General features: G+C 60.8%; 27 protein-coding genes and 1 riboswitch. Of the genes, 19 read left to right on the top strand and 8 right to left on the bottom strand.

The features are described 5' to 3' along the window. Positions 1 to 115: 115 nt before the first annotated feature. From brnQ to NQL71_RS10170, 3 genes are all read left to right on the top strand, one after another. Positions 116 to 1,429, top strand: coding sequence for a branched-chain amino acid transport system II carrier protein (gene brnQ / locus NQL71_RS10180; RefSeq protein WP_077184040.1), 1,314 nt, complete (start codon positions 116 to 118; stop codon positions 1,427 to 1,429). Positions 1,430 to 1,693: 264 nt separating this feature from the next. Then, complete coding sequence (locus tag NQL71_RS10175; RefSeq protein WP_077184039.1) at positions 1,694 to 2,431, top strand: DUF599 domain-containing protein; 738 nt, start codon at positions 1,694 to 1,696, stop codon at positions 2,429 to 2,431. Next, positions 2,431 to 2,832, top strand: coding sequence for an MAPEG family protein (locus tag NQL71_RS10170; protein WP_046819382.1), 402 nt, complete (start codon positions 2,431 to 2,433; stop codon positions 2,830 to 2,832). The genes NQL71_RS10175 and NQL71_RS10170 overlap by 1 nt, the downstream gene beginning before the upstream one ends. Positions 2,833 to 2,911: 79 nt before the next feature. On the opposite strand, the gene NQL71_RS10165 is transcribed toward NQL71_RS10170, so the two are convergent. Beyond that, complete coding sequence (locus NQL71_RS10165; protein ID WP_046819383.1) at positions 2,912 to 3,148, bottom strand: hypothetical protein; 237 nt, start codon at positions 3,146 to 3,148, stop codon at positions 2,912 to 2,914. 158 nt (positions 3,149 to 3,306) lie between these two features. Between NQL71_RS10165 and NQL71_RS10160 the strand changes: the two genes are divergently transcribed. The 4 genes from NQL71_RS10160 to NQL71_RS10145 all read left to right on the top strand — a co-directional run bounded on the left by NQL71_RS10160 (position 3,307) and on the right by NQL71_RS10145 (position 7,015). Then, entirely contained in the window at positions 3,307 to 3,783 is a 477-nt protein-coding gene (locus NQL71_RS10160) for a PaaI family thioesterase (protein WP_077184038.1), read from the top strand. Continuing rightward, on the top strand, positions 3,780 to 4,232 hold the full coding sequence (locus NQL71_RS10155) for a PaaI family thioesterase (RefSeq protein WP_046819385.1): 453 nt from the start codon (positions 3,780 to 3,782) through the stop codon (positions 4,230 to 4,232). The genes NQL71_RS10160 and NQL71_RS10155 overlap by 4 nt, the downstream gene beginning before the upstream one ends. Before the next feature lie 81 nt (positions 4,233 to 4,313). Beyond that, positions 4,314 to 6,218, top strand: coding sequence for a molecular chaperone HtpG (gene htpG / locus NQL71_RS10150; protein ID WP_046819413.1), 1,905 nt, complete (start codon positions 4,314 to 4,316; stop codon positions 6,216 to 6,218). Between the two features lie 68 nt (positions 6,219 to 6,286). Continuing rightward, positions 6,287 to 7,015: a dienelactone hydrolase family protein gene (locus NQL71_RS10145; protein ID WP_274642602.1), complete on the top strand. Its 729-nt coding sequence runs from the start codon at positions 6,287 to 6,289 to the stop codon at positions 7,013 to 7,015. Positions 7,016 to 7,123: 108 nt separating this feature from the next. Here the strand turns inward: NQL71_RS10145 and NQL71_RS10140 are convergent, their stop codons facing one another. From NQL71_RS10140 to purM, 5 genes are all read right to left on the bottom strand, one after another. Beyond that, on the bottom strand, positions 7,124 to 7,984 hold the full coding sequence (locus tag NQL71_RS10140) for a pirin family protein (RefSeq protein WP_046819387.1): 861 nt from the start codon (positions 7,982 to 7,984) through the stop codon (positions 7,124 to 7,126). Between the two features lie 62 nt (positions 7,985 to 8,046). Beyond that, complete coding sequence (locus tag NQL71_RS10135) at positions 8,047 to 8,463, bottom strand: OsmC family protein (RefSeq protein WP_046819388.1); 417 nt, start codon at positions 8,461 to 8,463, stop codon at positions 8,047 to 8,049. A gap of 142 nt (positions 8,464 to 8,605) precedes the next feature. Beyond that, positions 8,606 to 9,319: a DUF3108 domain-containing protein gene (locus NQL71_RS10130; protein ID WP_248686340.1), complete on the bottom strand. Its 714-nt coding sequence runs from the start codon at positions 9,317 to 9,319 to the stop codon at positions 8,606 to 8,608. Positions 9,320 to 9,327: 8 nt separating this feature from the next. Then, positions 9,328 to 9,978 (bottom strand): phosphoribosylglycinamide formyltransferase, encoded by a 651-nt coding sequence (gene purN / locus NQL71_RS10125; protein WP_046819390.1) that lies wholly within the window; start codon positions 9,976 to 9,978, stop codon positions 9,328 to 9,330. Beyond that, a complete protein-coding gene (gene purM, locus NQL71_RS10120) occupies positions 9,978 to 11,036 on the bottom strand; it encodes a phosphoribosylformylglycinamidine cyclo-ligase (RefSeq protein ID WP_046819391.1) in 1,059 nt (352 codons plus the stop codon). The genes purN and purM overlap by 1 nt, the downstream gene beginning before the upstream one ends. A gap of 383 nt (positions 11,037 to 11,419) precedes the next feature. Between purM and NQL71_RS10115 the strand changes: the two genes are divergently transcribed. From NQL71_RS10115 to NQL71_RS10090, 6 genes are all read left to right on the top strand, one after another. Further along, positions 11,420 to 12,487, top strand: coding sequence for a DUF2066 domain-containing protein (locus tag NQL71_RS10115; protein ID WP_248686339.1), 1,068 nt, complete (start codon positions 11,420 to 11,422; stop codon positions 12,485 to 12,487). A 36-nt stretch (positions 12,488 to 12,523) separates the two neighbouring features. Then, a complete protein-coding gene (locus tag NQL71_RS10110) occupies positions 12,524 to 13,597 on the top strand; it encodes an AI-2E family transporter (RefSeq protein ID WP_274642601.1) in 1,074 nt (357 codons plus the stop codon). Between the two features lie 197 nt (positions 13,598 to 13,794). Continuing rightward, the gene (gene hda, locus NQL71_RS10105) at positions 13,795 to 14,499 is read left to right on the top strand and encodes a DnaA regulatory inactivator Hda (RefSeq protein ID WP_008063324.1); all 705 of its coding nucleotides are present in this window, start codon (positions 13,795 to 13,797) and stop codon (positions 14,497 to 14,499) included. A gap of 226 nt (positions 14,500 to 14,725) precedes the next feature. After that, complete coding sequence (locus NQL71_RS10100) at positions 14,726 to 15,373, top strand: C40 family peptidase (protein WP_046819394.1); 648 nt, start codon at positions 14,726 to 14,728, stop codon at positions 15,371 to 15,373. Between the two features lie 163 nt (positions 15,374 to 15,536). Continuing rightward, positions 15,537 to 16,073, top strand: a complete 537-nt coding sequence (locus NQL71_RS10095) for a C40 family peptidase (protein ID WP_046819395.1) — start codon at positions 15,537 to 15,539, stop codon at positions 16,071 to 16,073. An 18-nt stretch (positions 16,074 to 16,091) separates the two neighbouring features. Then, the gene (locus NQL71_RS10090; protein WP_046819396.1) at positions 16,092 to 16,745 is read left to right on the top strand and encodes an O-methyltransferase; all 654 of its coding nucleotides are present in this window, start codon (positions 16,092 to 16,094) and stop codon (positions 16,743 to 16,745) included. Positions 16,746 to 17,695: 950 nt separating this feature from the next. Here the strand turns inward: NQL71_RS10090 and NQL71_RS10085 are convergent. Next, on the bottom strand, positions 17,696 to 19,009 hold the full coding sequence (locus tag NQL71_RS10085; RefSeq protein WP_274642600.1) for a PQQ-dependent sugar dehydrogenase: 1,314 nt from the start codon (positions 19,007 to 19,009) through the stop codon (positions 17,696 to 17,698). A 67-nt stretch (positions 19,010 to 19,076) separates the two neighbouring features. Continuing rightward, positions 19,077 to 19,661 carry a hypothetical protein gene (locus tag NQL71_RS10080; protein WP_274642599.1) on the bottom strand — a complete coding sequence of 195 codons (585 nt, stop codon included), beginning with the start codon at positions 19,659 to 19,661 and terminating at the stop codon, positions 19,077 to 19,079. A 151-nt stretch (positions 19,662 to 19,812) separates the two neighbouring features. Further along, positions 19,813 to 20,048: riboswitch (cobalamin riboswitch) on the top strand. Between the two features lie 82 nt (positions 20,049 to 20,130). On the opposite strand from NQL71_RS10080, the gene cobO reads away from it, so the two are divergent. The 6 genes from cobO to NQL71_RS10050 are packed head-to-tail and all read left to right on the top strand — an operon-like array spanning position 20,131 to position 26,121. Further along, positions 20,131 to 20,742, top strand: a complete 612-nt coding sequence (gene cobO / locus NQL71_RS10075) for a cob(I)yrinic acid a,c-diamide adenosyltransferase (protein WP_008065287.1) — start codon at positions 20,131 to 20,133, stop codon at positions 20,740 to 20,742. Beyond that, on the top strand, positions 20,739 to 22,136 hold the full coding sequence (locus NQL71_RS10070) for a cobyrinic acid a,c-diamide synthase CobB (RefSeq protein WP_274642598.1): 1,398 nt from the start codon (positions 20,739 to 20,741) through the stop codon (positions 22,134 to 22,136). The genes cobO and NQL71_RS10070 overlap by 4 nt, the downstream gene beginning before the upstream one ends. Then, positions 22,133 to 22,783, top strand: coding sequence for a 5,6-dimethylbenzimidazole synthase (gene bluB / locus NQL71_RS10065; RefSeq protein ID WP_046819400.1), 651 nt, complete (start codon positions 22,133 to 22,135; stop codon positions 22,781 to 22,783). Before NQL71_RS10070 ends, bluB begins: the two co-directional genes overlap by 4 nt. Then, a complete protein-coding gene (cbiB, locus tag NQL71_RS10060; protein WP_046819401.1) occupies positions 22,780 to 23,688 on the top strand; it encodes an adenosylcobinamide-phosphate synthase CbiB in 909 nt (302 codons plus the stop codon). Before bluB ends, cbiB begins: the two co-directional genes overlap by 4 nt. After that, positions 23,681 to 24,673 carry a threonine-phosphate decarboxylase CobD gene (gene cobD / locus NQL71_RS10055; RefSeq protein WP_046819402.1) on the top strand — a complete coding sequence of 331 codons (993 nt, stop codon included), beginning with the start codon at positions 23,681 to 23,683 and terminating at the stop codon, positions 24,671 to 24,673. Before cbiB ends, cobD begins: the two co-directional genes overlap by 8 nt. After that, positions 24,670 to 26,121, top strand: coding sequence for a cobyric acid synthase (locus NQL71_RS10050; protein WP_274642597.1), 1,452 nt, complete (start codon positions 24,670 to 24,672; stop codon positions 26,119 to 26,121). Before cobD ends, NQL71_RS10050 begins: the two co-directional genes overlap by 4 nt. Positions 26,122 to 26,170 lie beyond the last annotated feature (49 nt).

Raw genomic sequence — 26,170 nt, 5'->3', positions numbered from 1 at the left:
GCCCACAAGGCCGCAACGCGCTAAAAGGGTTGGTCCCATACGGACCGACAGCATTTCCCTCACCCATAGGGAAATCCCTCTCTAAATTCCGATTCAGTAGTGTGGTATTTCCTTAATGAAAGTGTTGAAAGGCCAGGACATCCTGGCACTTGGTTTTATGACGTTTGCCCTGTTCGTCGGGGCTGGCAACATCATCTTCCCGCCTATCGTCGGTTTGCAGTCCGGGCCTCACGTCTGGATGGCGGCGCTGGGCTTCCTGATCACTGCAGTCGGCCTGCCCGTGGTCACCGTCGTGGCCCTGGCCAAAGTGGGGGGCGCCATGGATGCCCTGAGCAGCCCGATCGGCAAGATCGCCGGTGGCCTGCTCGCGGCGGCGTGCTACCTCGCTGTCGGCCCACTGTTCGCCACGCCGCGCACCGCAACCGTGTCGTTCGAAGTCGGCCTGGCGCCCCTGACCGGCGAAAGCCCACTGGCGCTGTTCCTCTACAGTTCCGTGTACTTCCTGGTGGTGTTCTTCATCTCGCTGTACCCGGGTCGTTTGCTCGATACCGTCGGACGTTTCCTCGCACCGCTGAAAATCATCGCCCTGGCTGCGCTCGGTATTGCCGCGTTCGCCTTGCCAGCGGGTGACATAGGCCATGCAACGCCTGAATACGTGGCGGCACCGTTCTCCCAGGGCTTCATCAACGGTTACCTGACCATGGATACCCTCGGTGCACTGGTGTTCGGCATCGTTATCGTCAACGCCATCCGCTCTCGCGGTGTCGAGTCGCCGGCGTTGATCACCCGTTACGCGATCATTGCCGGCCTGATTGCCGGCGTGGGCCTGGCACTGGTCTACATCAGCCTGTTCCGTCTGGGTGCGGGCAGCCATGAAGTCGCCGCCGGTGCCACCAATGGCGCGGCCGTACTGCACGCCTACGTGCAGCACACCTTCGGCTCCCTGGGCAGCGGTTTCCTTGCCGTGCTGATCTCGCTGGCCTGCCTGGTCACCGCAGTTGGCCTGACCTGTGCCTGCGCCGAGTACTTCAGCCGGGTGCTGCCACTGTCCTACAAGACCCTGGTGATCATCCTCGCAGCGTTCTCCCTGCTGGTGTCCAACCTGGGCCTGACCAAGCTGATCGCGTTCTCGATCCCGGTACTGACCGCGATCTACCCGCCGTGCATCGCCCTGGTGGCCCTGAGCTTCTGCAAGGACTTCTGGCATGAACAAGGCCGCATCGTTGGTCCGGTGATGCTGGTGTCGTTCATCTTTGGCCTGATCGACGCCCTCAAGGGTGCCGGCCTGGCGGACTGGATGCCGACTCAACTGTCGCACCTGCCGCTCAGCGAGCAAGGCCTGGCGTGGCTGGTGCCTTCGGTGATGACCCTGGTGGTCGCCGTGGTGTGCGACCGTCTGCTGGGCAAGCGCGAAGAAGCGCTGGCTTAAGCGTTACCGGCCCGTCACGAGCGGGCCGGTGAGCAAAAACAGAAATGCCCCGTATCAATCGATACGGGGCATTTTTTTTACCAGGAGTGCGGTGTCTTTTGCGTTGCGCTAACGTCGAAAGACTGCTGGGACCTCATGTGGGAGCGAGCCTGCTCGCGAAGGCGTCGGCATGTTCGACGCACATGTTGATTGATCTTGCGCTTTCGCGAGCAGGCTCGCTCCCACAAGTTCTCAGTGTTTTGTCATCACATCAAAAGGACTCGCATGTCGTTCATCCAAGCCAACCTGATCCACATACTCGCTGCCATCTGGTTCGTGATCTGCTGGGGCGGTTACACCCGCTATGCGACCTGGAAGGGCCGTGACACCGCTTGCCTGGCCAGCGTGCTGCATCTGTATCGCGAAGACTGGATGCGCCGCATGCTGCTGCGCGACAACCGCATCGCCGATGCCAGCGTGATCGGCAACCTGGAGCGCAATGCGTCGTTCTTTGCCTCCAGCACCCTGATTATCCTGGCCGGTATCCTCACGGTGCTCGGGGCGTCCGAAAGGGCGGTGTCGTTGCTGGCCGATATCCCGATGGTGCAGCAGGCGTCCCAGGGGATGTCGGAGATCAAGTTGTTATGCCTGGCGCTGGTATTCGTCTATGCGTTCTTTACCTTCAGCTGGTGCATGCGCCAGTACAACTTCGCCGCCATCCTGGTGGGCTCGGCCCCCATGGTCGGTGAGCGCCATGTGTCGGAGCAGGAGCGCAAGGCCTTTGCCAATCGCGCGGCCCGGGTTATTTCCATGGCGGCCAACCAGTTCAACTTCGGCCTGCGTTCCTATTACTTCGGCATGACCATGCTGGCCTGGTTCGTCAGCCCCTGGTTGTTCATGTTGATGAGTGCCGGCGTGGTGTTTGTGTTGTACCGCCGCGAGTTTCACTCCGACGTTCTCGATGTCATGGTCTATACCCCTACAGAGGCGCCTTTGCCCGAGGTAAATAAAGAGGTCGCTTGATGAGTATTCCATTCTGGTGCGTGTTCATCAGTGCTGTACTGATTTACGTGGCGCGCATGCCCGTGACCACGGCCATGAAAGAGCAGGGCGGCTACAATAATCACTTGCCACGCCAGCAGCAGGCGCAACTCACGGGACTGGGTGCGCGTGCGCTGGCAGCGCATCAGAACAGTTTCGAAGCTTTCATATTGTTTGCAGTGGGGGTGTTGATGGCCCACACCACCCAAACGGCGGGATGGTTGATCGACTCGTTGGCGATCATCTTTGTCATCGCGCGAGTCCTCTACCTGCTGTGTTACTGGAAAGATCTGGCCTGGCAACGCAGCCTGGTCTGGCTGGTGGGATTAATCTGTTCGTTGTTGCTGATGATTAGTCCGACTTTTCGAACGATTTTGCTCTAGCGCTGACGTTCGGACAAAAGCTGCACGCAAAAGAAAACCCGCACTTGGCGGGTTTTCTTTTATCACGCTAAAAACCGATTTAGTTTTTAGGCGCGGCTTCTTTTGCCGCAGCTTCGTTCGATTCAGCCTGAGCTTTGGCGGCTTCGGCGTTTTCTTTCGCTGCGTCGTTCACTTTATCCTGAGCTTTGTTCATGTCTTGCTGTGCTTGCTCAGCATGTTCGGCGGCATCTTGAGCTTTGTCCTCGGATTTTTTATCGCAAGCAGCGAGACCGAGGGAAGCGGTCAACATCAAGGCAATAGCAAAAGTCTTACGCATGGGGTGTTTCTCCTTGTGGAAAAGATCTATCTGGCCTTAAGAGCCTTGGTGTCATGGTTAAGTTCCTCAAATTATTTCAGATATAAAAGTTTGTTCTAATGCGGAACTTTTACCTGGCTCTCTACTTCACTGCCAACTAAACAAGAGTCTTTATCAACATGGCTGAAAACCCCGTTTTTGAGCGTGCGACACGATTCCTGTCGGCGCTGCGACATTGTCAGGTGCTCGGGTTGCGCGTTCACAGCGCCAGTGCCGAAGGGCTCACCGTGGTGCTGCCATACGGCCCGCAGATCGTCGGCAACCCCCAGAGCGGCGTGATTCACGGCGGTGCCTTGACCACCTTGATGGACACCGCTTGTGGCATGTCGACCCTCTGCGTGCTGCCGGAATTCGAAGTCTGCCCGACACTCGACCTGCGTATCGACTACATGCACGCAGCCGAACCGCATAAAGATGTCTACGGCTTCGCCCAGTGCTATCGGGTGACCACCGACGTGATATTCGCCCGTGGTTTTGCCTATCAGGATGACCCCAAGCAGCCCATTGCCCACGTGGTAGGCACTTTCATGCGCATGGGCAAGGGCATCAAGGGGACCAAGGGTTTTGCAGGTGCCATCGCCGGAGGTGCGAAGTGAGCGAGTCATTCAAGGAGCAACTGCAACGGGCCCATGAGCAGGGGGATTACGCGCCGCTGTTGAAGCTGATTCCCTACGCCGGATTGATCGGCGTGGAATGCTCGCGGGTCGGCGATGAACTGCTGTTTCGTCTGCCGGCCAACAAGGACAACATCGGCAACCCGTTATTGCCGGCCATTCATGGCGGCGTGATCGCCGGCTTCATGGAACTCTCCGCCGCGTTGCACTTGCTGGTGGCGACCGGTTCGCCGGGCGTGCCGAAGATCATCGACTTCTCCCTCGATTACCTGCGCGCCGGGCAGTTTCGCGATACCTGGGCCCGTTGCCAGGTGTGTCGCCAGGGGCGCCGCGTCGCCAACGTGGCGATTACCGCCTGGCAAAGTACTGAAGCTGAACCCATCGCCACGGCCCGAGCGCATTTCAAACTCGATGAGCCCTTGAAATCCTGAACACAGCCCCCAACTCTGATGACAACCCGCCGCCGACCCTCAAGGTCGCGGCCACTGCCATCTGATTGGAGTTTGATGACCATGAGTGTGGAAACTCAAAAGGAAACCCTGGGCTTCCAGACCGAGGTGAAGCAACTGCTGCACCTCATGATCCATTCGCTGTATTCCAACAAGGAAATTTTCCTTCGCGAACTGATCTCGAACGCCTCTGACGCTGTAGACAAATTACGTTTCGAAGCGCTGTCCAAGCCACAATTGCTGGAAGGTGGCGCTGAACTGAAAATCCGTGTGAGCTTCGACAAGGACGCCAAGACCGTCACCCTCGAAGACAACGGCATCGGCATGAGCCGCGAAGACGCGATCACCCACCTGGGCACCATTGCCAAGTCCGGTACCGCCGACTTCATGAAGCACCTGACGGGCGACCAGAAGAAAGACTCGCACCTGATCGGTCAGTTCGGTGTCGGTTTCTATTCGGCCTTCATCGTCGCCGACAAAGTCGACGTATTCAGCCGTCGAGCCGGCAGCGATGCCAGCGAAGGCGTTCATTGGTCGTCCAAAGGTGAGGGCGATTTCGAAGTCGCCACCATCGAGAAGGCTGAGCGTGGCACGCGTATTGTCCTGCACCTGAAAGCCGGTGAAGACGAGTTCGCCGATGGCTGGCGCCTGCGCAACATCATCAAGAAATACTCCGATCACATTGCTCTGCCGATCGAGTTGCCGAAAGAAGTGGCAGCCGCTGAAGGCGAAGAGAAGCCGGCCGTTGAGTGGGAAACCGTCAACCGCGCCAGCGCCCTGTGGACCCGTCCGCGTACCGACATCAAGGACGAGGAATACCAGGAGTTCTACAAGCACATCGCCCACGACTTCGAGAATCCGCTGAGCTGGAGCCACAACAAGGTCGAAGGCAAGCTGGAATACAGCTCGCTGCTGTACGTGCCGGCCCGTGCGCCATTCGACCTGTACCAGCGTGAAGCGCCAAAAGGCCTGAAGCTGTACGTGCAGCGCGTGTTCGTCATGGACCAGGCTGAGTCCTTCCTGCCGCTGTACCTGCGCTTCATCAAGGGTGTGGTCGACTCCAACGACTTGTCGCTGAACGTGTCGCGGGAAATCCTGCAGAAAGACCCGATCATCGACTCGATGAAGTCGGCGCTGACCAAGCGCGTGCTGGATATGCTGGAAAAACTGGCGAAGAACGAGCCAGAGCAATACAAAGGCTTCTGGAAAAACTTCGGCCAGGTCATGAAAGAAGGCCCGGCAGAAGATTTCGCCAACAAAGAGAAAATCGCTGGACTGTTGCGTTTCGCATCGACCAACGGTGATGACGGCGAGCAGGTTGTCGGCCTGGCCGAGTACCTGGCACGTGCCAAGGAAGGTCAGGACAAGATCTACTACCTGACCGGCGAAACCTACGCCCAGGTCAAGAACAGCCCGCACCTGGAAGTCTTCCGCAAGAAAGGCATCGAAGTGCTGCTGCTGACCGACCGTATCGACGAGTGGCTGATGAGCTACCTGAGCGATTTCGACGGCAAGAGCTTTGTCGACGTGGCGCGCGGTGACCTGGACCTCGGCAACCTGGACTCGGAAGAGGACAAGAAGGCCGCGGAAGAAGTCGCCAAGTCCAAGGAAGGCCTGGTTGAGCGTCTGAAGACCGCGCTGGGCGAATCCGTGGCTGAAGTACGGGTATCCCATCGCCTGACCGATTCCCCGGCGATCCTGGCCATCGGCGAGCAGGACCTGGGCCTGCAGATGCGTCAGATCCTCGAAGCCAGCGGGCAGAAGGTTCCGGATTCGAAGCCGATCTTCGAATTCAACCCTGCTCACCCTCTGATCGAGAAGCTCGACAACGAGCAGAGCGACGAGCGCTTTGGCGACCTGTCGCACATCCTCTTCGATCAGGCGGCCCTGGCGGCCGGCGACAGCTTGAAGGACCCGGCGGCCTACGTGCGCCGCCTGAACAAGCTGCTGGTTGAACTGTCGGCTTGACAAGGTTGTAGAAAAACCCGCTTCGGCGGGTTTTTTTCATTCTGGTGTAAAAAAATCAGGAGTCATAAATGAGCCAAATCACTGTACGTTCTGTTGCCTACCAGATTGATGGCCAATCCTACGAAAGCCGCCTGGCTTTCGACGCCGACCACAAAGGCCCGCGTCCGGGTCTGTTGATGGCGCCGAACTGGATGGGTGTTGGCGCCGGGGCCGAGGAGATCGCCAAGTCGGTCGCGGCCAAGGGTTACGTGGTGTTGATCGCGGATCTCTATGGCCAATCGGTTCGTCCGCAGAACAACGATGAGGCAGGCGCGGCAATGACGCCGTTGAAGAACGACCGGCCGTTGCTGCGCAAGCGCATGCAGGTGGCGTTCGAGCAGCTGCAAAGCCAGGGTGAGGCGGTTGTCGATACCTCGAAGCTGGCGACCTTCGGTTTCTGTTTTGGCGGTTGCTGCGCACTGGAATTCACCCGCACGGGGGCGCCAGTGAAGGCGGCTGTGTCGTTCCACGGCACGCTGGATACCCCGGATGTCAATGATGCGAAAAACATCAAGGGCTCGGTATTGGTGCTTCACGGCGCTTCCGATCCGTTGGTGCCTAAGGAGCAACTGCCGGCTTTCGAGGATGAAATGAATGCCGCTGGCGTGGATTGGCAGCTGCTGAGCTACGGCGGCGCGTTCCACTCGTTCACCGATCCCCATGCGAACGTGCCGGGGATGATGATGTACGACGCCAAGGTCGCTGCTCGGGCCTTCACGTCGATGCACAATCTACTGGATGAAGTGTTCAAGGGCTGATTGCGATAGTGCCGGCCTCTTCGCGAGCAAGCCCGCTCCCACATTGGAATGCGGTCAACTGTGGGAGCGGGCTTGCTCGCGAAGGCGATGTGAAATTCACAATAAGTCTTAAGGAAGTTCGATCCGCTCAACTTCCCCCGGCACCGTCGGCCAATCCCCGGCCGCCCAGCGCCGACGCGCTTCATCGATGGCTGCCGGATCGCTCGCCACGAAATTCCAGTTGATCCGTCGCGGCCCATCCAGCGGCGCACCACCGAACAACACCGCATGACTGTCGCTCTCGGCGAACAAGGTCATTTCTTCCCCGGGTGGCAACACCACCAGTGAATGCGGCTCTAACGGCTCGCCATCGAGCTGCACGTCCCCGCTCAACACATACAGCGCGCGCTCTTCATGCTCGGTGGGAATCAGCAGGGTCGTCGCCGTTTGCAGGTTCACTTCGGCATACAGCGTCGGCGAAAGCACTGGCACTGGCGATTCCAGGCAAAAGCCCGAGCCTGCGATCATGCGGATCGTCACCCCGAGGTTTTCGCTGACCGGCAGTGTGGCGGCGGGGTGGTGGCTGTAGTGTCCTGGCCCCTGTTCCTTGTCTTTGGGAGAAGCCAGCCAGATCTGCAAACCGTGCATCGTAAAGCCGCTGTCTTTTAGCGCTTCGGGTGTGCGCTCGACATGGGCGATGGCGCTGCCAGCGGTCATCCAGCTGACATCGCCGGCATTGACCACCTGGTCCGACCCGAGGCTGTCCTTGTGCTGCAACTGGCCTTCAAAAAGGTAGGTGAGCGTGGAGAGACCAATATGCGGATGCTGGCGGATGTTCATGCCGGTACCCGCTGCATAACGGGTTTCGAGCATATGGTCGAAAAACACGAAGGGCCCGACATTGCGGCATTTGGCTGATGGCAACGGGCGAAGAATCGGCTGGCCTTCGACATCTTCGGCGCGGGGGCGGATCACGAGCGGAGTGTTCATGGTGCGTTCCAGGCTGAGCGGGTGATGCGGTCGAGCATAACCCGCTTGCGCAGCCCTTGCCGCTATTGGCTGAACGCGCCTTCGGCCAGATGGGTTTCGATGCTGACTTCAGAAGTGGTCATCAGCTTGTGCACCGGGCAGCGATCGGCCACCCGGTGCAGCTCTTCGCGCTGGGCGTCGGTGAGCACGCCCTTGAGGGTCAGCTTGACGTGGAGTACGTATTTGCCTTTTTGCTCCTGGCTGTTGTCGCGCTTGACCTCCACGCCAACGCCCGTCAGCGGAATGTCCTTTTTCTTCGCATACATCTTCAAGGTCAGGGCCTTGCAGGCGCCCAGCGCGGCATCGAAGTAGTCGTGCGGCTCTGGCGCCGAACCTTCGCCGCCTGCCGATGGCGGGGCATCGGCATAGAGTTCGTGGTCATCGATCTGGACGGTATGACGCAAGCCTTCGGCAGAAACGGTGTTGACGGTGACAGTCATGTGAAACCTCGCAGGCAGCAGGGAAAGTCATTCGATCAAAAAAGACCTTGAAGGTATAGAGCATTGCGCCTGTCGTGCGTTCCTGCTTTTTCAATCTTCAAAAAAAACCCCGCAAGTGCGGGGCTTCTTCAAGAGGTGCGGATCAGCTGCCTTTAACCGGCTTGCCGTTCACTGTGCCGTCCAGGAGCATGATGTTGTACTCCTTGCCGTCGGTCTCGACCTGTTGCAGGCGAACCAGCAGGTAATCCCAATCCTTGGCGAACCAGAGCACGGTGATGCGCTTGCTTTGTGTCGGGTCGCGCACGCGCTCGACCTTGATCGCGTCGATCTGGCCAGCCTTGGTCTCAACTTTTTCCGAACCCAGCACGCGGAAGTCATAGGTATCGACTTCGCCATCATCGACAACCTGATAGCTCATGCTTTTCTTGCCGGCGGCTACGTCATGCTGCAGTGCCAGCTGGTAGGTGGATTTGTCGAGCATGCCGCGGTTGAGGGCAATATTGACCGGATCGCCACGATCGGTGCCGGTAACCTTCTTGGCAGTCCAGTCGAAGTCCAGGTCAGCCTTCTTGGCTTTACCCAGGCCACCCCGTTCGAAATGGTAGGACTGTGGCAGCAGGGTGTCCTTGTCGACGGTCAGGGTGCTTTCTTCGGACAGGCTGGCGATCATCATCGAAGCCTTGAAGTTGAGCTTCCAGACGCCATTGGCTTGCTTGGTCAGGCTGCGCTCGGCCGTGCCGCTCATGGGCAGCTGCTTCCAGTCGGCGGTGTAGCTGGCGGAGAAAGGTTGAAGGTCTGCAGCCTGTGCGAAGGGCAGGGCGAGCAGAGCGCAAGCGAAGAGCAGGGCGCGACGCATAAAATCTCCTAGGGTCGAATCAAGTGGCCGCTGGCCGCGAGTAACTGTCCATCCAGTAAAGCACCTTGTTCGCCGAGGGATAACCGGCCTTCGGCAAACCAGCGCACGGCCATGGGGTAGATCAGGTGTTCCTGCACATGGACCCGCTGCGCCAGACTCTGCGGCGAGTCGTGCAACTCTACCGGTATTACTGCTTGTACGACCAGTGGTCCGCCATCGAGTTCCTCGGTGACGAAGTGCACGGAGCAGCCATGTTCGGCGTCACCGGCTTCCAGCGCGCGCTGATGAGTGTGTAACCCTTTGTATTTGGGTAGCAGCGAGGGATGGATATTGAGCAGGCGGCCCGCGTAGTGGCGTACGAAGTCAGCGCTGAGAATGCGCATGAAGCCGGCCAGGACCACGAGTTTGGGATTGAAGGCGTCGATCAGTTCGATCAGCGCGGCGTCGAAGGCCTCGCGGCCCTCGAAAGCCTTGTGATCCAGGGTGCGGGTGTCGATACCCGCGTCCCTGGCGCGTTGCAGGCCATAAGCGTCGGCGCGGTTGGAAATCACCGCAGCGATGCGGACCGGGCTGTCGCCGGTCCGCGTGCTGTCGATCAAGGCCTGCAAGTTACTGCCGGTGCCGGAGAGCAGCACCACAACATCACAGGTGTTAGGCATTAGTGAGCCTTGAGGTTCTTCAGTTCAACCTGGGCAGCGCCTTCGGCAGCGGTGGCGATCTGACCGATGACCCACGGTTGCTCGCCGGCTTCACGCAGGACGTTCAGCGCGGTTTCCACGTGCTCTTGAGCCACGCAGATGACCATGCCTACGCCGCAGTTCAGCACGCGGTGCATTTCGTTTTCGTCGACGTTGCCTTTTTCCTGCAGCCAGTCAAACACCGCAGGGCGGGTCCAGCTTGCTACGTCAACCACCGCTTGTGCGCCTTTTGGCAGGACGCGCGGGATGTTGTCCAGCAGGCCGCCACCGGTGATGTGAGCCATGGCTTTCACGGCGCCGGTTTCCTTGATCAGCTTGAGCAGCGGCTTCACGTAGATACGGGTCGGGGCCATCAGCAGGTCGGTCAGCGGCTTGCCGTCGAGCTGGATGTTTTCGATGTCGGCACCGGACACTTCGATGATCTTGCGGATCAGCGAGTAGCCGTTGGAGTGCGGACCGGAAGACGGCAGGGCGAGCAGGGCATCGCCGGCAGCGACTTTGGAACCGTCGATGATTTCGGCCTTTTCCACGACGCCGACGCAGAAGCCGGCCAGGTCGTAGTCTTCGCCTTCGTACATGCCAGGCATTTCAGCGGTTTCGCCGCCCACCAGGGAGCAGCCGGACAGTTCGCAGCCAGCGCCGATGCCGGTCACGACCTGGGTCGCGGTCTCGACGTTGAGTTTGCCGGTGGCGTAGTAGTCGAGGAAGAACAACGGCTCGGCGCCGCAGACCACCAGGTCGTTCACGCACATGGCGACCAGGTCGATGCCGATGCTGTCGTGCTTGTTCAGGTTCAATGCCAGGCGCAGCTTGGTGCCGACGCCGTCAGTACCGGAAACCAGCACGGGCTGCTTGTAGCCGGCCGGGATTTCGCAGAGGGCGCCGAAACCGCCCAGGCCGCCCATGACTTCCGGGCGCGCAGTGCGCTTGGCGACGCTCTTGATGCGTTCGACCAATGCTTCACCGGCGTCGATGTCTACACCGGCGTCCTTGTAGCTCAGGGAGGGTTGCTTGCTCATGATCCAGGCCTTTAGGGGGGATTTCTGTAACGACCGAGTCCAGCGGGACCGCCAAATTCGACGAAGGTGATTGCCTCACGCGATATTCGAGGGTACCCGGCTGTTGCCGGTCTGCGAAGGCGCGCGATTTTATCAGGCTTGACGGTCAGCGGCCATCCTCAGGCCGACGGCAGGGGGCATATCGGCCGAAAAAAAACGCCAGGGCCTCCCGTGGATGACATCCTGCTCGCCTGCACAAGTTGTCGTCATTAACCGTCTATCGTTACCACAGTGCGAAAACTTACCCAGGGCGTGTGAATGTTTTGCGTCGGGCGATGGTCACAGCCTTGCTCGTTCGTGTTCACGCGGTCTGTTCCAGCCGCTTTTGTCCTCAGGAATCTTCCATGGGTTTTTGTAAATTCTTTTTTGTGGGCTGCTTGTCAGTGGTCGGCCTGGCCAGCCAGGTAAGCCAGGCTGAAACCGTCAAAGGCCTTTATCAAGTGCGCGAGCCGGTCAGCGGCCAGTCACCGCAAGAGCGTGACGAAGCGACACAGCGGGCGCTCGATACGCTGGTCTTGCGCCTGACCGGCGATCCCAAGGCGCCACAGAATCCGGGGCTGGCGGCGATTCGCAAAGACCCGCAGCAAATCATCAGCCAGTACGGCTTCGAGGCCGGCCCGCCGGAAGTGTTGAAAGTCGACTTTGACCCTGGCACCACCGACCAGGCCTTGCGCCGGGCCGGGCTGGCAATGTGGGGTGCCAATCGGCCGTCGATATTGGGCTGGTGGTTGAACGACTACACCGAGGGTGCAAGCCTGGTGGGCGATGGCCAGGCCGGTGCGACACCCTTGCGCCGCGCCGCGCAGCACCGTGGTTTGCCCCTGCGTCTGCCATTGGCGGACCTGAACGAACAAATCGTCGCCACCGCGCCGAATCTGGAAAGTGCTGATCCGTCGGCCCTGCGCAGCGCATCCCAGCGTTACAATGCCGACGCCCTGCTGGCGGTGCATGCCCGGGAAGAGGGTGGCCAGTGGCAGGCCAAGTGGCAGTTGTGGCTGGGTGACCAGAAAGAGGCCGGCAGTGCCCAGGGAGCCGATCAGGCTGCTTTGGCAGACGCGGTGATGCTGGCGGTGAACCAGCGACTGGCGCCGCGATTCGTCGCCAAGCCAGGGGCCTCGTCCGCGCAGCTGCTGGAAGTCCAAGGTATGAACCTGGAGCGTTATGCGACCCTTGGGCGCTTGCTGGAGCCTTTCGGCGGACGCCCGCAAAGTGTCGACGGCGACCGGATCCTTTATCGGGTCAATGGCAGTACCGATCAATTGCGCGCGCAGTTGTCGCTGGCCAGGTTGCAGGAGGTCGCGGCGGAGCCAGCGCCGGCGCCAGCGGCACCCGTTCAGCCTGTAGCTGGCGGTTCGGCCCCTGCAGTCGCGCCTGCGCCTGCACCGACGCCGCAATTGCGTTTCCGCTGGTAGGATTTTCTTTCTTATATAGAAGCAATGGAGTGGTTCATGGCCGATACGCGGCGTTGGTTCTGGTTGGGTGGAGTGATTCTGCTCTGCGCGTTTGTCTGGCTGTTGCACCCGATCCTCACGCCGTTCCTGGTGGCGTTGTTGTTGGCCTATCTGTTTGACCCTTTGGTGGATCGGCTGGAAAAAGCCGGCCTGTCACGGACCTGGGGGGGGATTGCGGTATTTGCCCTGTTCACCCTGATCTTCACCGCGCTGTTGCTGGTGTTGGTGCCGATGCTCGCCAAGCAACTGTTTCGCTTGTATGAGCTGGCGCCGCAGATGCTTGATTGGCTGCAGCACACGGCATTGCCTTGGGCGCAGTCGAAGTTTGGCTTGTCGGAGGGCTTCTGGAAGTTCGACAAGCTCAAGGCGGCGATCAGCGAACACATGGGCCAGACCACCGACATCGTCGGCGTGGTGCTGAGCCAGGCGACCGCCTCGGGCTTGGCGTTGATTGGCTGGCTGGCCAATCTGGTGCTGATTCCGGTGGTGAGTTTCTACCTGCTGCGCGACTGGGACCTGATGGTGGCCAAAGTCCGCAGTCTGTTGCCGCGCGATCGCGAAGAGCAGGCGGTGTCACTGGCCGGAGAGTGCCATGAAGTGCTCGGCGCCTTCGTCCGCGGGCAATTGCTGGTGATGGTCGCCTTGGGCGTGATCTATGCTGCGGGCTTGATGCTGGTGGGTCTGGAGTTGGGCCTGTTGATCGGCATGATTGCCGGGCTGGCGGCGATCGTGCCGTACATGGGCTTCATCATTGGCATTGGCGCGGCGCTGATTGCCGGCCTGTTCCAGTTTGGCGGCGAGTTGTATCCGATGATGGGCATCGTCGCGGTGTTCATGGTCGGTCAGGCGCTGGAGGGCATGGTGCTGACGCCATTGCTGGTGGGCGACCGCATCGGACTGCACCCGGTGGCGGTGATCTTCGCGATTCTGGCCGGCGGCGAGCTGTTCGGGTTTACGGGTGTATTGCTGGCGTTGCCCGTGGCGGCGGTGATCATGGTGCTGCTGCGCCATGTGCATGATTTGTATAAGGATTCTGGTATGTACAGTGGTGTTGACGATCCCGAGCTTTAGAGGGGGCCGCGGGCAGCCCGATTCGACCCCGGCCGGCTGCCCGCAGCGCCAAAGAATCTGTCATAAAACCGGTGCGCTAACGCAAACCTTTGATTTTGCTTGTGGTCTGTCGCATTGTGCGGTCGGCCTCACGGGTATAAACTTCGCAAACTTTACACAGAGGCCACTAACGGTTCCTTTGGAACTGTTCAGTCAGCATGAAACCGATTCAGCTGCCCCTAGGTGTGCGTCTGCGTGACGACGCCACCTTCATCAACTACTACCCAGGCGCCAATGCCGCTGCACTCGGCTATGTCGAACGTCTGTGCGAAGCCGACGCCGGCTGGACCGAAAGCCTGATTTACCTGTGGGGCAAGCACGGGGTAGGGCGCACGCATCTGTTGCAGGCCGCGTGCCTGCGTTTCGAACAGATGGGCGAACCGGCGGTTTACCTGCCGCTGGCCGAGTTGATGGATCGTGGCATCGAAATTCTCGACAACCTCGAGCAATACGAACTGGTCTGTCTGGATGATCTGCAGGCGGTGGCCGGCAAGGCTGACTGGGAGGAGGCGTTGTTCCACCTGTTCAACCGGCTGCGTGACAGTGGTCGGCGTCTGCTGATCGCCGCATCGACTTCGCCGCGCGAGCTGCCGGTAAAACTGGCCGACCTCAAGTCGCGCCTGACCCTGGCGCTGATATTCCAGATGCGCCCACTCTCTGACGAAGACAAATTGCGCGCCCTGCAACTGCGAGCGTCACGTCGCGGCCTGCACCTGACCGACGAAGTCGGGCACTTTATCCTCACCCGTGGTACACGCAGCATGAGCGCACTGTTCGAACTGCTTGAGCAACTCGACCAGGCCTCTCTTCAAGCTCAGCGCAAGCTGACCATCCCGTTTCTCAAAGAGACGCTGGGCTGGTAGCCAACCCTGGTAAATTCGAGGCTTGCATCGATTTTCGGCATATTTTGGGCGCCAGAAAATCCGCTTTCCTGCGGTGTGCAGGTTGCGTAAGTGTCTAGAATGGGCTTTAGCGCTTAGATGTTATCGAGAAACCAAGAAGTCACAAAAAGTTCGATTGAATTTGCAAATGAGGATGATAGCGGGCATAGTCTCGGCTTCTTGACACTAATCAGCCACGGTCGTGCCCATGCTAAATCGCTTTGCACCCCTCGTGCCCCTCGCACTCGTTACCCTGTTGTTCGGTTGCGCTGCCCACACGCCAGTGTCCGAGCAAGCGCAACAACAGCAGGTTAAAAATTCCGTTACCGCCCAGTCTTCCGCGCTTTATCAGCAAGCGCTTGAACAGGAAGAAGCGGCCACCGAGAAAGAACTGGCCAGCTTCGCCAACGGCAAGGCGTACCAGCTTCCGGTTCTGGCCGACAGCATCCTCGAGCGCGGCATGTCCCTGATCGGTACCCGTTACCGTTTCGGCGGTACCTCTGAAGCCGGCTTCGATTGCAGCGGTTTCATCGGTTATCTGTTCCGTGAAGAAGCGGGCATGAACCTGCCACGCTCCACTCGCGAAATGATCAACGTGGATGCACCGCTGGTCTCGCGCAGCAAACTTGAGCCAGGTGACCTGCTGTTCTTCGCCACCAATGGTCGCCGCGGTCGCGTCAGTCACGCCGGTATCTACCTGGGTGACAACCAGTTCATCCACTCCAGCAGCCGCCGTAGCGGTGGTGTGCGCATCGACAGCCTGGGCGACAGCTACTGGAGCAAGACCTTCATCGAAGCCAAGCGCGCACTCGCCATGGCGCCTGCAGCGGCTCCAATCGTAACCGCTCGCAAGTAAGCGTACTTTTCGTAAGGCGAACTTAAAGTCTTACTTGAAGTTTGCCATATAAGCGCTAAAATTCTGATCCATGAATGATGGCAAACCGCCTGCGTACTCCGCAGGCGGTTTTCTTTTCTGCACTCGCGCAGAAAAAGCCGCAGCCTGATCAGGATGCTCTGCTATGACGATGTCGGCCCGCCTCACAATCATGCTGTTCGCAGCGCTGCTCAGTGCTTGCGCCAGCCGAACGCCGCCACCTGCGCCGGTGGTTCGCGCACCCATCGTGTTCGGTCCCTCCCAGGCTTTTTCTCCGGAAGCGGAAGATGTGCTGTTTCGCGCGTTGGGGCTGGTCGGCACGCCTTATCGTTGGGGCGGCAATACGCCGGACTCCGGATTCGACTGCAGTGGGCTGATTGGCTACGTTTACCGGGATGTAGCCGGTATTTCCCTGCCGCGCACCACGCGCGAAATGATTTCCATGCAGGCGGCCAGCGTCGGCAAGGAAGGCCTGCAAACCGGTGACCTGATCTTCTTCGCCACCAATGGCGGTTCCCAGGTCAGCCATGCCGGTATCTACGTCGGTGAAGGGCGTTTCGTCCACGCGCCGGCTACCGGTGGCACGGTCAAGCTCGACAGCTTGTCCAAGGCTTATTGGCAGAGAGCCTACCTGAGTGCCAAGCGCGTTTTGCAACCCGAGCATCTGGCGCGCAATCCGTAACCGCCAGGGGGTATTGTCATGACAGCCCGCACGCTCAACCTCGACGATTCGCTGTATCAATACCTGCTTGATGTTTCCTTGCGCGAAACGCCAGTACTCAAGCGCTTGCGTGACGAAACCCAGGCGCTGCCCATGGCCCGCTGGCAAGTGGCGCCGGAACAGGGGCAGTTTCTCGCCTTGCTGGTAAAACTCACCGGCGCCCGACGCGTTTTGGAAGTCGGCACGTTTACAGGCTACAGCGCCCTGTGCATGGCGGCGGCCTTGCCGGATGACGGTTTGCTGATCTGCTGTGACATTCCCGGCGACTACAACGCCACCGCGCGCCGCTATTGGCAGGAGGCTGGTGTATCCGGGCGAATCGATCTGCGTTTGGCTCCCGCACTGGAAACCCTTGGCAAGCTGGATGAGCCAGGCCAGTTCGACCTGGTGTTCATCGATGCCGACAAAGCCAATTACCCGGTCTATCTGGAGCATGCGCTACGGCTGTTGCGTATCGGCGGCCTGGCGGTGTTCGATAACACGCTGTGGAGTGGTCGGGTGCTTGAGAAAAATCCCGAAAGCGAGGATACCCGCGCGATCCAGGCGCTCAATCGCGCCTTGAAGGATGACGCGCGGGTGGATCTGTCGCTGTTGCCGTTGGGAGATGGGCTGACGCTTTGCCGTAAACGCTGATCTCTCGCGGTTGTACCCGATCCAAACTGTAGGAGCTGGCTTGCCGGCGATGGCGGCCTAGCAGCCAACCTGGATTTTGTTGACCGCGTACATATCCATTCCTGCGGTAACGGCCTCTAATGGTTTCGCCCTTACGGCGAGTCACTTGGAAAAGCCCCAAGTAACCAAGGGCTCTTGCCCCTGGCGTTCGGTGCCTCGCTAAGGCTCGGCATGCCCTCGCTCCGGTCCTGCTCCGTGGGTCGCCGCGATGGGCCATCCATGGCCCAGCGCGGCTAAACCGGCATCCATGCCGGTTTACCCACTGCGCAGAACCTCCACTCGGCCTCTCGAGGGGGCAAGAAAATCAAAAGCCATATCAAGATCAAACGCGAAAGCGAGGCGGCCTGACAGCCGACCTGATTGCAGGTTTGTCCGCTATCCCATTGTGGGAGCGAGCCTGCTCGCGATGGACTTCCAGGCAACGCGTTCATCCAGGCAGGGCGCGTTATCGTTGACGTCCATCGCCAGCAGGCTGGCTCCCACAGGGGATTGGAGGTATCTGCAAAAGTCAGGTCGGCTGTCAGGCCGCCTCGCTTTGGTTTTTGATCTGGGTGCCCCGTTAACCACGATGGCCGGAGAGAGGGCATGCCGAGCCCTAGCGAGGCACCAAGTGGGTGAGTCATACCGGCAAAGCCTTTTGCTTACTGTTCGGCGTTTGAAAAAGTGAGTCGCCGTAAGGGCGAAACCATAAGTAGCCGTTACCGCAGCAACGGATATGTACTCAGAAAACAATCTCCCACAACAAGCTTCGATGCGGCATGGATCAACGTTGGTAGAGGCTCCGATGGAGGTCGTCACAGGTTGACGGACAGGCTCAGGGTGTGAGGGGGCAAGAAAATCAAGATCAAAAGCCCCGCAAACGCAAAAGTGAAAGAAAAAGCCGACCGGTCGGCCTGTTTTTCAAGTGCGGGTTATGGCGCGGCCGACACCCGCCATACCTTGTTCCCCACATCATCGGCCACCAGCAGATCCCCCTGCTGATCAATCACCACACCCACCGGCCGGCCCATGGCTTTTTCCTCGTCATTGAGAAAACCGGTGAGCACATCCACCGGCTGCCCGCTTGGTTTACCGCCGCTAAAAGGCACGAAAATCACTTTGTATCCGCTGTGCGGCTTGCGGTTCCAGGAGCCATGCTGGCCGATGAAAGCGCCTTCCTTGAACGGCGGCGGTAGCGTGTTGCCTTCGGCAAACGTCAGGCCCAGTGAGGCGGTGTGCGGACCGACCGCGTAGTCCGGGGCAATCGCCTTGGCCACCAGGTCAGGGTTTTGCGGCTCGACGCGCACATCGACGTGCTGGCCGTAATAGCTGAATGGCCAGCCATAGAAGGCGCCATCTTTCACCGAGGTAATGTAGTCCGGCACCAGGTCGCTGCCGATTTCGTCGCGCTCGTTGACCGCTGTCCACAGTGCGCCACTATTTGGCTCCCAGGCCATGCCGTTAGGGTTGCGCAGGCCCGAGGCGAAGATCCGATGGTTGCCGGTGGCACGATCCACTTCCCAGATTGCCGCGCGGCCTTGCTCCTGGTCCAGGCCGTTTTCGCCGACGTTGCTGTTGGAGCCTACCGTGACGTACAGCTTGCTGCCGTCCTTGCTGGCGATGACATTTTTGGTCCAGTGGTGATTCAGGGTGCCCCCCGGCAGGTCGACGACTTTGATCGGTTGTGACTTGATGGCCGTGTCACCGTTTTCATAGCGAAAGCGCAACAGCCGGTCGGTGTCGGCGACGTACAGGTCATTGCCGACCAGGGTCATGCCAAAGGGCGAGTTGAGGTTTTCCAGGAACACCGTGCGGGTTTCGGCGACGCCATCGTGGTCGCTGTCGCGCAGCAGCGTGATGCGGTTTGGGCTCGGTACGGCGGCACCGGCGCGCCCCATGACTTTCTTGGTGATCCAGCCCTTGATGCCTTTGTTGTCATCGGGCTTGGGCGGGGCGTTGGTTTCGGCGACCAGCACGTCGCCATTGGGCAGCACGTAAAGCCAGCGCGGATGATCGAGGTTCTCGGCAAATGCGCCGACCTGAGTGCCGCTGGCCGCCACGGGTTTTGCGCCATCCGCCCAGCCGATGGCCGGGGCGATGTTCATTGTCGGGAACAGCGTCTTGTTGGGTTCCGGTAGCCGGGGTGACGGCCCGATGCCGTCGGTGACTTGCAAGCGGGCGGATTCGCCACAGGCGGCGAGCCCTCCCGCTAACACAACAACGAAAAGCAGCTCAGACGTACGCATTACTGACCTTCCCTATGAATGCAGTGACTTAATTCATAGAGAAGCGCGGCAGCCCGATGGTTCAACCTCAGCCGCGAGCTTCCTTGAGCAGCACAGCGATGCCGGGGTGATAGTGACCGGTTTCGTTGCGTAATTTGCGATAGGCATAGGGGAAATACCAGGCCACGGCGCAGCTGTGCTCCTTTTGCAGGTCATCGACCGTGTCCTGGAGTTCTTCGGGGGTAGCGCCTTGCTGGCTCTTGTGCGGTGCGACGAACAGGCAGCCGATTTTCAGGTCGCTGGCGAAGCTGATTTTCTTCGCATCGCTGGTGATATCCAGCAGGGCCTGGGTCAGGTTCAGGCTATTGAGCCTGGGCCAGCGTTGCGTGGTCTGCAGCCAGGCGCGGGCTTCGGGCGTGGCGATAAACAGATCGGCGCGGCCGTTGCGTTCGCCTTCTTCGATCTGTTTGCGGGTGGGCGATTGTTGCAGCGTAATCATCTCGGCCATCCAGGCGGCGGCGGAAAACAGGCCGAGGTTGGCCTTTTCGTCGAGCCAGTAGGGCGTTTCGTTGTCGCCGCGCACGGCGTTATAGCGATCTATACAGTCGAACCAGCGTTCCAGGGCCGGGCGCAGGAATTCCAGATTCGGATTGCTGATGATGATGCCTTGCATGGGGTTCACCCTTGTTATTGTGCCGTGGCTTATGGCTATTTGATATCACTGCTGGGCGTGTGGCACAAGATTGACGTCACTTTATTGGTGGGTGGCAGTTATTCGCGACAGCGCCGCGTCTTCAATTGACGCTCCACCCCCAACCCTCTAACCTTCGCCGCTTGTTTCAGGTGCTCTGTGGCTTTGGGTCGACAGAGTGAAACAGGGAAGCCGGTGAGTTGAGCGCTTCAGTCGATGAAGCCCTGCGATCCCGGCGCTGCCCCCGCAACGGTAAATGAGTGAAAACTGCGTCTGGAGCCACTGTGTCGATCGTTGATGCGGGAAGGCGCGCAGTCCGGCATCACGCCGCTCATGAGCCCGGAGACCGGCCTGATCCATCCAAGCGGCATCACGGTGGGCGATGCCAGGCTTCTTGCCGTCTATTCTTGTGCCTGCCCGCCGTTAATCCTGCCTCAACGGAGAGCTCCCCATGTCTGATACCCCTGATCGTGACGAACGTCATCTGGCGCGCATGCTGCGCAAAAAGGCCGTGATCGACGAACGCATCGCCAATTCCCCGAACGAATGCGGCCTGCTGCTGGTGCTGACCGGCAACGGCAAAGGCAAGAGCAGCTCGGCGTTCGGCATGCTTGCCCGTGCCATGGGGCATGGCATGCAGTGCGGTGTGGTGCAGTTCATCAAGGGGCGCAACAGCACCGGTGAAGAGCTGTTCTTCCGGCGTTTCCCCGAGCAGGTGCGTTTTCATGTGATGGGCGAGGGCTTCACCTGGGAGACCCAGGATCGCCAGCGCGACATCGCGGCGGCCGAAGCGGCCTGGGCGGTATCGCAGCAATTGTTGCGCGATCCATCGATCGGCCTGGTGGTGCTGGACGAACTGAACATCGCCCTCAAGCACGGCTACCTCGATCTCGATCAGGTGCTCAGCGATCTGCAGGCGCGCCCGCCCATGCAGCATGTGGTGGTCACCGGTCGTGGCGCCAAGCCGGAAATGGTCGAGCTGGCGGACACCGTCACTGAAATGGGCATGATCAAGCACGCCTTCCAGGCCGGTATCAAAGCGCAAAAAGGCGTCGAGCTGTGAATCAATCTCGTCATTGCCCGGCGGTATTGATTGCCGCACCGGCCTCCGGCCAGGGCAAGACCACCGTGACCGCCGCGTTGGCCCGTTTGCATCGCAACCAGGGCCGCAAGGTGCGGGTGTTCAAGTGTGGCCCGGATTTTCTCGACCCGATGATCCTCGAGCGCGCCAGCGGTGCGCCGGTGTATCAACTGGATATGTGGATGGTCGGCGAGCAGGAAAGCCGTCGCCTGCTGTGGGAGGCCGCCGCTGAGGCTGACCTGATCCTGATCGAAGGCGTCATGGGGCTGTTCGACGGTACGCCGTCCAGTGCCGACCTGGCGCGGCATTTTGGCGTGCCGGTGCTCGGCGTGATCGACGGCACCGCCATGGCCCAGACCTTTGGCGCCCTGGCCCTGGGCCTGGCGCGCTATCAGCCGGACTTGCCGTTTGCCGGCGTGCTGGCCAACCGCGTAGGCACTCTGCGCCATGCGCAACTGCTCGAAGGCAGCCTGACCGAAGGCCTGCGCTGGTACGGCGCCTTGTCCCGGGAGACCGGCATCGAATTGCCCAGTCGCCACCTTGGCCTGGTACAGGCCAGCGAGTTGAATGACCTGGACGTGCGCCTCGATGCGGCGGCGGATGCCCTGGCCAGCAGCTGTGAAGTCGCGCTGCCACCAGCGGTGGAATTCGCCGCGCCGGATGTGATCGCGGCCGAACCGTTATTGGCTGGTGTGCGTATCGCCGTGGCCCGTGACGAAGCCTTTGCCTTTACCTACGGTGCCAGCCTGGATGTGTTGCGGGCGATGGGTGCCGAGTTGCTATTTTTCTCGCCGATCCGTGACGCGGGTTTGCCCGAGGCGGACAGCCTGTACCTGCCGGGCGGCTATCCGGAGTTGCACCATGTGGCGCTGTCGCAGAATACCGCGATGTTGGCGGCGATCCGCGCGCACCACTCGGCGGGCAAACCCTTGCTGGCGGAATGTGGCGGGATGCTTTACCTGCTCGATTCGCTGACCGATGTCGAGGGTACGCGCGCGGAACTGGTCGGCTTGTTGAAGGGCGATGCGGTGATGCAGAAGCGCCTCGCTGCATTGGCCCTGCAAGCGGTGGAGCTGCCGGAAGGTTCGCTGCGTGGACACACCTATCATCACTCCTTGACCACCACCGAACTGGCACCGATTGCCCGGGGCTTGAGTCCTAACGGCGGGCGTGGCGCTGAAGCTGTTTATCGTGAGGGGCGGATGACGGCCTCTTACGTGCATTTTTATTTTCCGTCCAATCCGCAAGCGGTTGCCGCGTTGTTTGCGCCAGACCTTGAGGCCGCCTTCGCTGGCAAGCCAGCGCCTACAGTTGATCACCTAACCCCGGTAGGCGCTGGCTTGTCGGGGCGCCGCATCGCAGCGAAGAGGCCATGACTGACAACACCTTCAGCCAGGCCGAACGCGATGCGGTCTACCGCGCCATCGCCGAGCGTCGCGACATGCGCCACTTCGCCGGCGGCACGGTCGAGCCCGAGTTGCTGCGGCGCCTGCTCGAAGCCGCGCATCAGGCCCCAAGTGTCGGCCTGATGCAGCCCTGGCGCTTCATCCGCATCAGCGACCGTGCCTTGCGCAGCCAGATCCAGGTCCTGGTGGAGCAGGAACGCGTGCGCACCGCCGAGGCCCTCGGTGAGCGCACCGACGAATTCATGCAACTCAAGGTCGAGGGCATCAACGATTGCGCGGAGGTGCTGGTCGCCGCGCTGATGGACGATCGCGAACGGCATATCTTCGGTCGTCGTACCCTGCCGGAGATGGACCTGGCCTCGTTGTCCTGCGCGATCCAGAACCTCTGGCTGGCGTCCCGTGCCGAAGGGTTGGGCATGGGCTGGGTCTCGCTGTTCGAACCGCAAGCCCTGGCGGACCTGCTGGGTCTGCCGGCGGGTGCCAAGCCCTTGGCAATTCTCTGCCTGGGACCGGTCAAGGCGTTTTATCCGGCACCGATGCTGGCACTCGAAGGCTGGGCGCAGGCGCGTCCGCTGAGTGAGCTGTTGTATGAAAATTATTGGGGAGTGAGTCAATGAGTGTGGCGTTGTTGAGTGTCGCCGCAGTGGCGCTGGATGCGCTGCTGGGTGAACCCAAACGCTGGCATCCGCTGGTGGCGTTCGGTCGATTTGCCGAGCGCATCGAGCAACGTTTCAATGGCGGCGGTCGCGGCTGGCGCAGCCATGGGGTCACCGCTTGGGTGATCGCCGTCCTGCCGCTGACCCTGTTGGCCACGGCATTTTCCTGGGCGCCCTACGTCGGCTGGGTCGTCGAGATCCTCGCCCTCTATTGCGCCTTGGGCATGCGCAGCCTTGGTGAACATGTAGAGCCTGTGGCCAAGGCCTTGCGCAGCAATAATCTTGAAGAAGCGCGCCAACGGGTGAGTTATCTGGTCAGCCGTAAAACCAGTGATCTGGATGAAACCGCCGTCGCCCGTGCCGCCACCGAATCGGTGCTGGAAAATGGCAGCGACGCAGTGTTTGCCGCGTTGTTCTGGTTCGCCGTGGCCGGGGCGCCGGGCGTGGTGCTCTATCGTTTGAGCAACACCCTGGACGCCATGTGGGGTTATCGCAACGAACGCTTCGAGCGGTTCGGCTGGGCGGCGGCGAAGATCGACGACGTGCTCAACTACATTCCTGCGCGCCTGGTGGCGTTGACCTATGCGCTGCTGGGCAAGACTCGCCTGGCGTTGAAATGCTGGCGCACCCAGGGACCGACTTGGGACAGCCCGAATGCCGGCCCGGTGATGGCGGCGGGTGCCGGTGCGTTGGGCGTCGAGTTGGGCGGGCCAGCGATTTATCACGGTGAATTGCATCAGCGGCCTCAGTTGGGCGAGGGCGTGCCGGCCGATGCCGACGCCATCGACCGCGGCTGGCAACTGGTCCAGCGCGGGGTATGGTTGTGGCTGCTGATTTTGTGTGTGGGGGCTGAATTTTATGCTTGAGCACGGCGGACGACTGCGCAAGGCGGCGCACGATTACGGCATTGACGAAGCCGATTGGCTCGACCTGTCCAGCGGCCTGGCGCCCTGGCCATTTCCCGTGCCGGACATTCCGCTGCGCGCCTGGGCGCGATTGCCGGAAACCGATGACGGCCTGGAGCAGGCGGCCTGCGACTATTACGGCACCCTGCAGGCATTGCCGGTGGCCGGCTCGCAGATGGCCATCCAGTTGCTGCCGCGCCTGCGCCGGGCGGGCAAGGTCGGCGTGCTGTCGCCCTGTTATGCCGAGCATGCCGAGGCGTGGCGGCGCAACGGATACATTGTGCGCGAGGTGCTGGAGCAGGAAGTCGACTTCTTCGTCGATAGCCTCGACGTGCTGGTGGTGGTCAACCCGAACAACCCGACCGGGCTGAACCTGACGCCCGCGCGTCTGCTCGACTGGCATTCGCGCCTCGCTCCGCGCGGTGGCTGGCTGGTGGTGGACGAGGCCTTCATGGACAACACGCCGCACCTGAGCGTGGCGCCGTTTGCCCATCAGGTCGGTCTGATCGTGCTGCGCTCCTTTGGCAAGTTTTTCGGCCTGGCCGGGGTGCGCCTGGGGTTTGTCCTGGCGGAGCGCAGGCTGCTCAAGTTGCTCGCCGAGCAGGTCGGGCCCTGGGCGGTCAGCGGGCCGACCCGTGTGCTGGGCCAGGCGTGCCTGCGCGACACCGAAGGGCACACGCGCCAGCGGGTGCGCGCCGAAGAGGCCAGCGCGCGGCTGGCCACTCTGTTGACTCAATACGGCTTCGAACCCCAGGGCGGTTGCGCCTTGTTCCAGTGGCTGATCACCGAGCGCGCCGAGCTGTTGCACGACTTCATGGCCCGGCGCGGCATTCTGCTGCGCCTGTTCATCCACAACAGCAGCCTGCGTTTCGGCCTGCCTGGCGATGAAGCCGACTGGGCACGCCTCGAATCGGCGCTGGACGCCTTCGCCAAGGAACACCCATGACCACGCTGATGGTGCAAGGCACCACCTCCGACGCCGGTAAAAGCACCCTGGTGACGGCCCTGTGCCGCTGGGCGACACGCCAGGGTGTCAGCGTGGTGCCGTTCAAGCCGCAGAACATGGCGCTCAACAGCGCGGTGACCGCCGACGGTGGCGAGATCGGGCGGGCCCAGGCTGTGCAAGCCCAGGCTGCCTTTCTCGAGCCCCACACCGACATGAACCCGGTGCTGCTCAAGCCCAACAGCGATACCGGCGCCCAGGTGATCATCCATGGACGTGCGGTCACGACCATGAACGCCGTGGCCTATCACGACTACAAAGCGATCGCCATGCAGGCGGTGTTGGCCTCCCATGAGCGCTTGAGCGCGGCCTATCCGCTGGTGATGGTCGAAGGCGCGGGCTCGCCGGCCGAGATCAATCTGCGCGCGGGCGACATCGCCAACATGGGTTTTGCCGAAGCGGTGGATTGCCCGGTGGTACTGATCGCCGACATCAATCGCGGGGGTGTTTTCGCCCATCTGGTGGGCACCCTGGAACTGCTGTCACCGAGCGAACAGGCGCGGGTCAAAGGTTTCATCATCAACCGTTTTCGCGGCGACATCGCGCTGCTGCAACCTGGTCTCGACTGGCTTGAGGCACGCACCGGCAAACCGGTGATCGGCGTGCTGCCGTACGTGATGGACTTGCACCTGGAGGCCGAGGACGGCATCGATCAGCGCCAGGCCGACAAGGCCGGGCACGTGTTGAAAGTGGTGGTGCCGGTACTGCCGCGCATCAGCAACCACACCGATTTCGATCCGCTGCGCCTGCACCCGCAAGTGGACCTGCAATTCATCGGCCCCGGCCAGGTGATTCCGCCAGCCGACCTGATCATCCTGCCGGGCTCGAAAAGCGTGCGCAGCGACCTTGCGTACCTGCGCGCCAACGCCTGGGATACCGCGATCTCCCGGCATTTGCGCTACGGTGGAAAAGTCCTGGGCATTTGCGGTGGCCTGCAAATGCTCGGTGAGCAAGTGCATGATCCGCTGGGCCTTGAAGGCGCGCCGGGTTCGAGTGCGGGGCTGGGGTTGCTGGCGTTTGAAACGCAGTTGGAAGAAGAGAAGCAGCTGCGCAATGTACGCGGACGCCTGGCGCTGGAGAATGCTGAAGTCAGCGGTTATGAAATCCACGCTGGCGTCACCACCGGCCCGGCCCTGGAAAACGCTGCCGTGCAGCTGGACGATGGCCGCTGCGATGGCGCGCAGAGTGTTGACGGGCAGATTATCGGCACCTACCTGCATGGCCTGTTCGAGTCTGCGGCGGCGTGCAGTGCGCTGTTGCGTTGGGCGGGACTGCAGGATGTGCAGGACGTGGATTACCACGGGTTGCGCGAACGGGATATCGAGCGGTTGGCGGATCTGGTGGAGAAGCATCTGGATACCGGGCTGCTGCGTGAGCTTTGCGGGATTTGAGTTGGCAGTTGACCGCGTTCCATTGTGGGAGCGAGCCTGCTCGCGAAGA

Origin of the sequence: Pseudomonas serbica, assembly GCF_028823535.1 — a bacterium.
Taxonomy (GTDB): Bacteria; Pseudomonadota; Gammaproteobacteria; order Pseudomonadales; family Pseudomonadaceae; genus Aquipseudomonas; species Aquipseudomonas serbica.
This window is presented reverse-complemented; position numbering and strand designations above follow the sequence as displayed.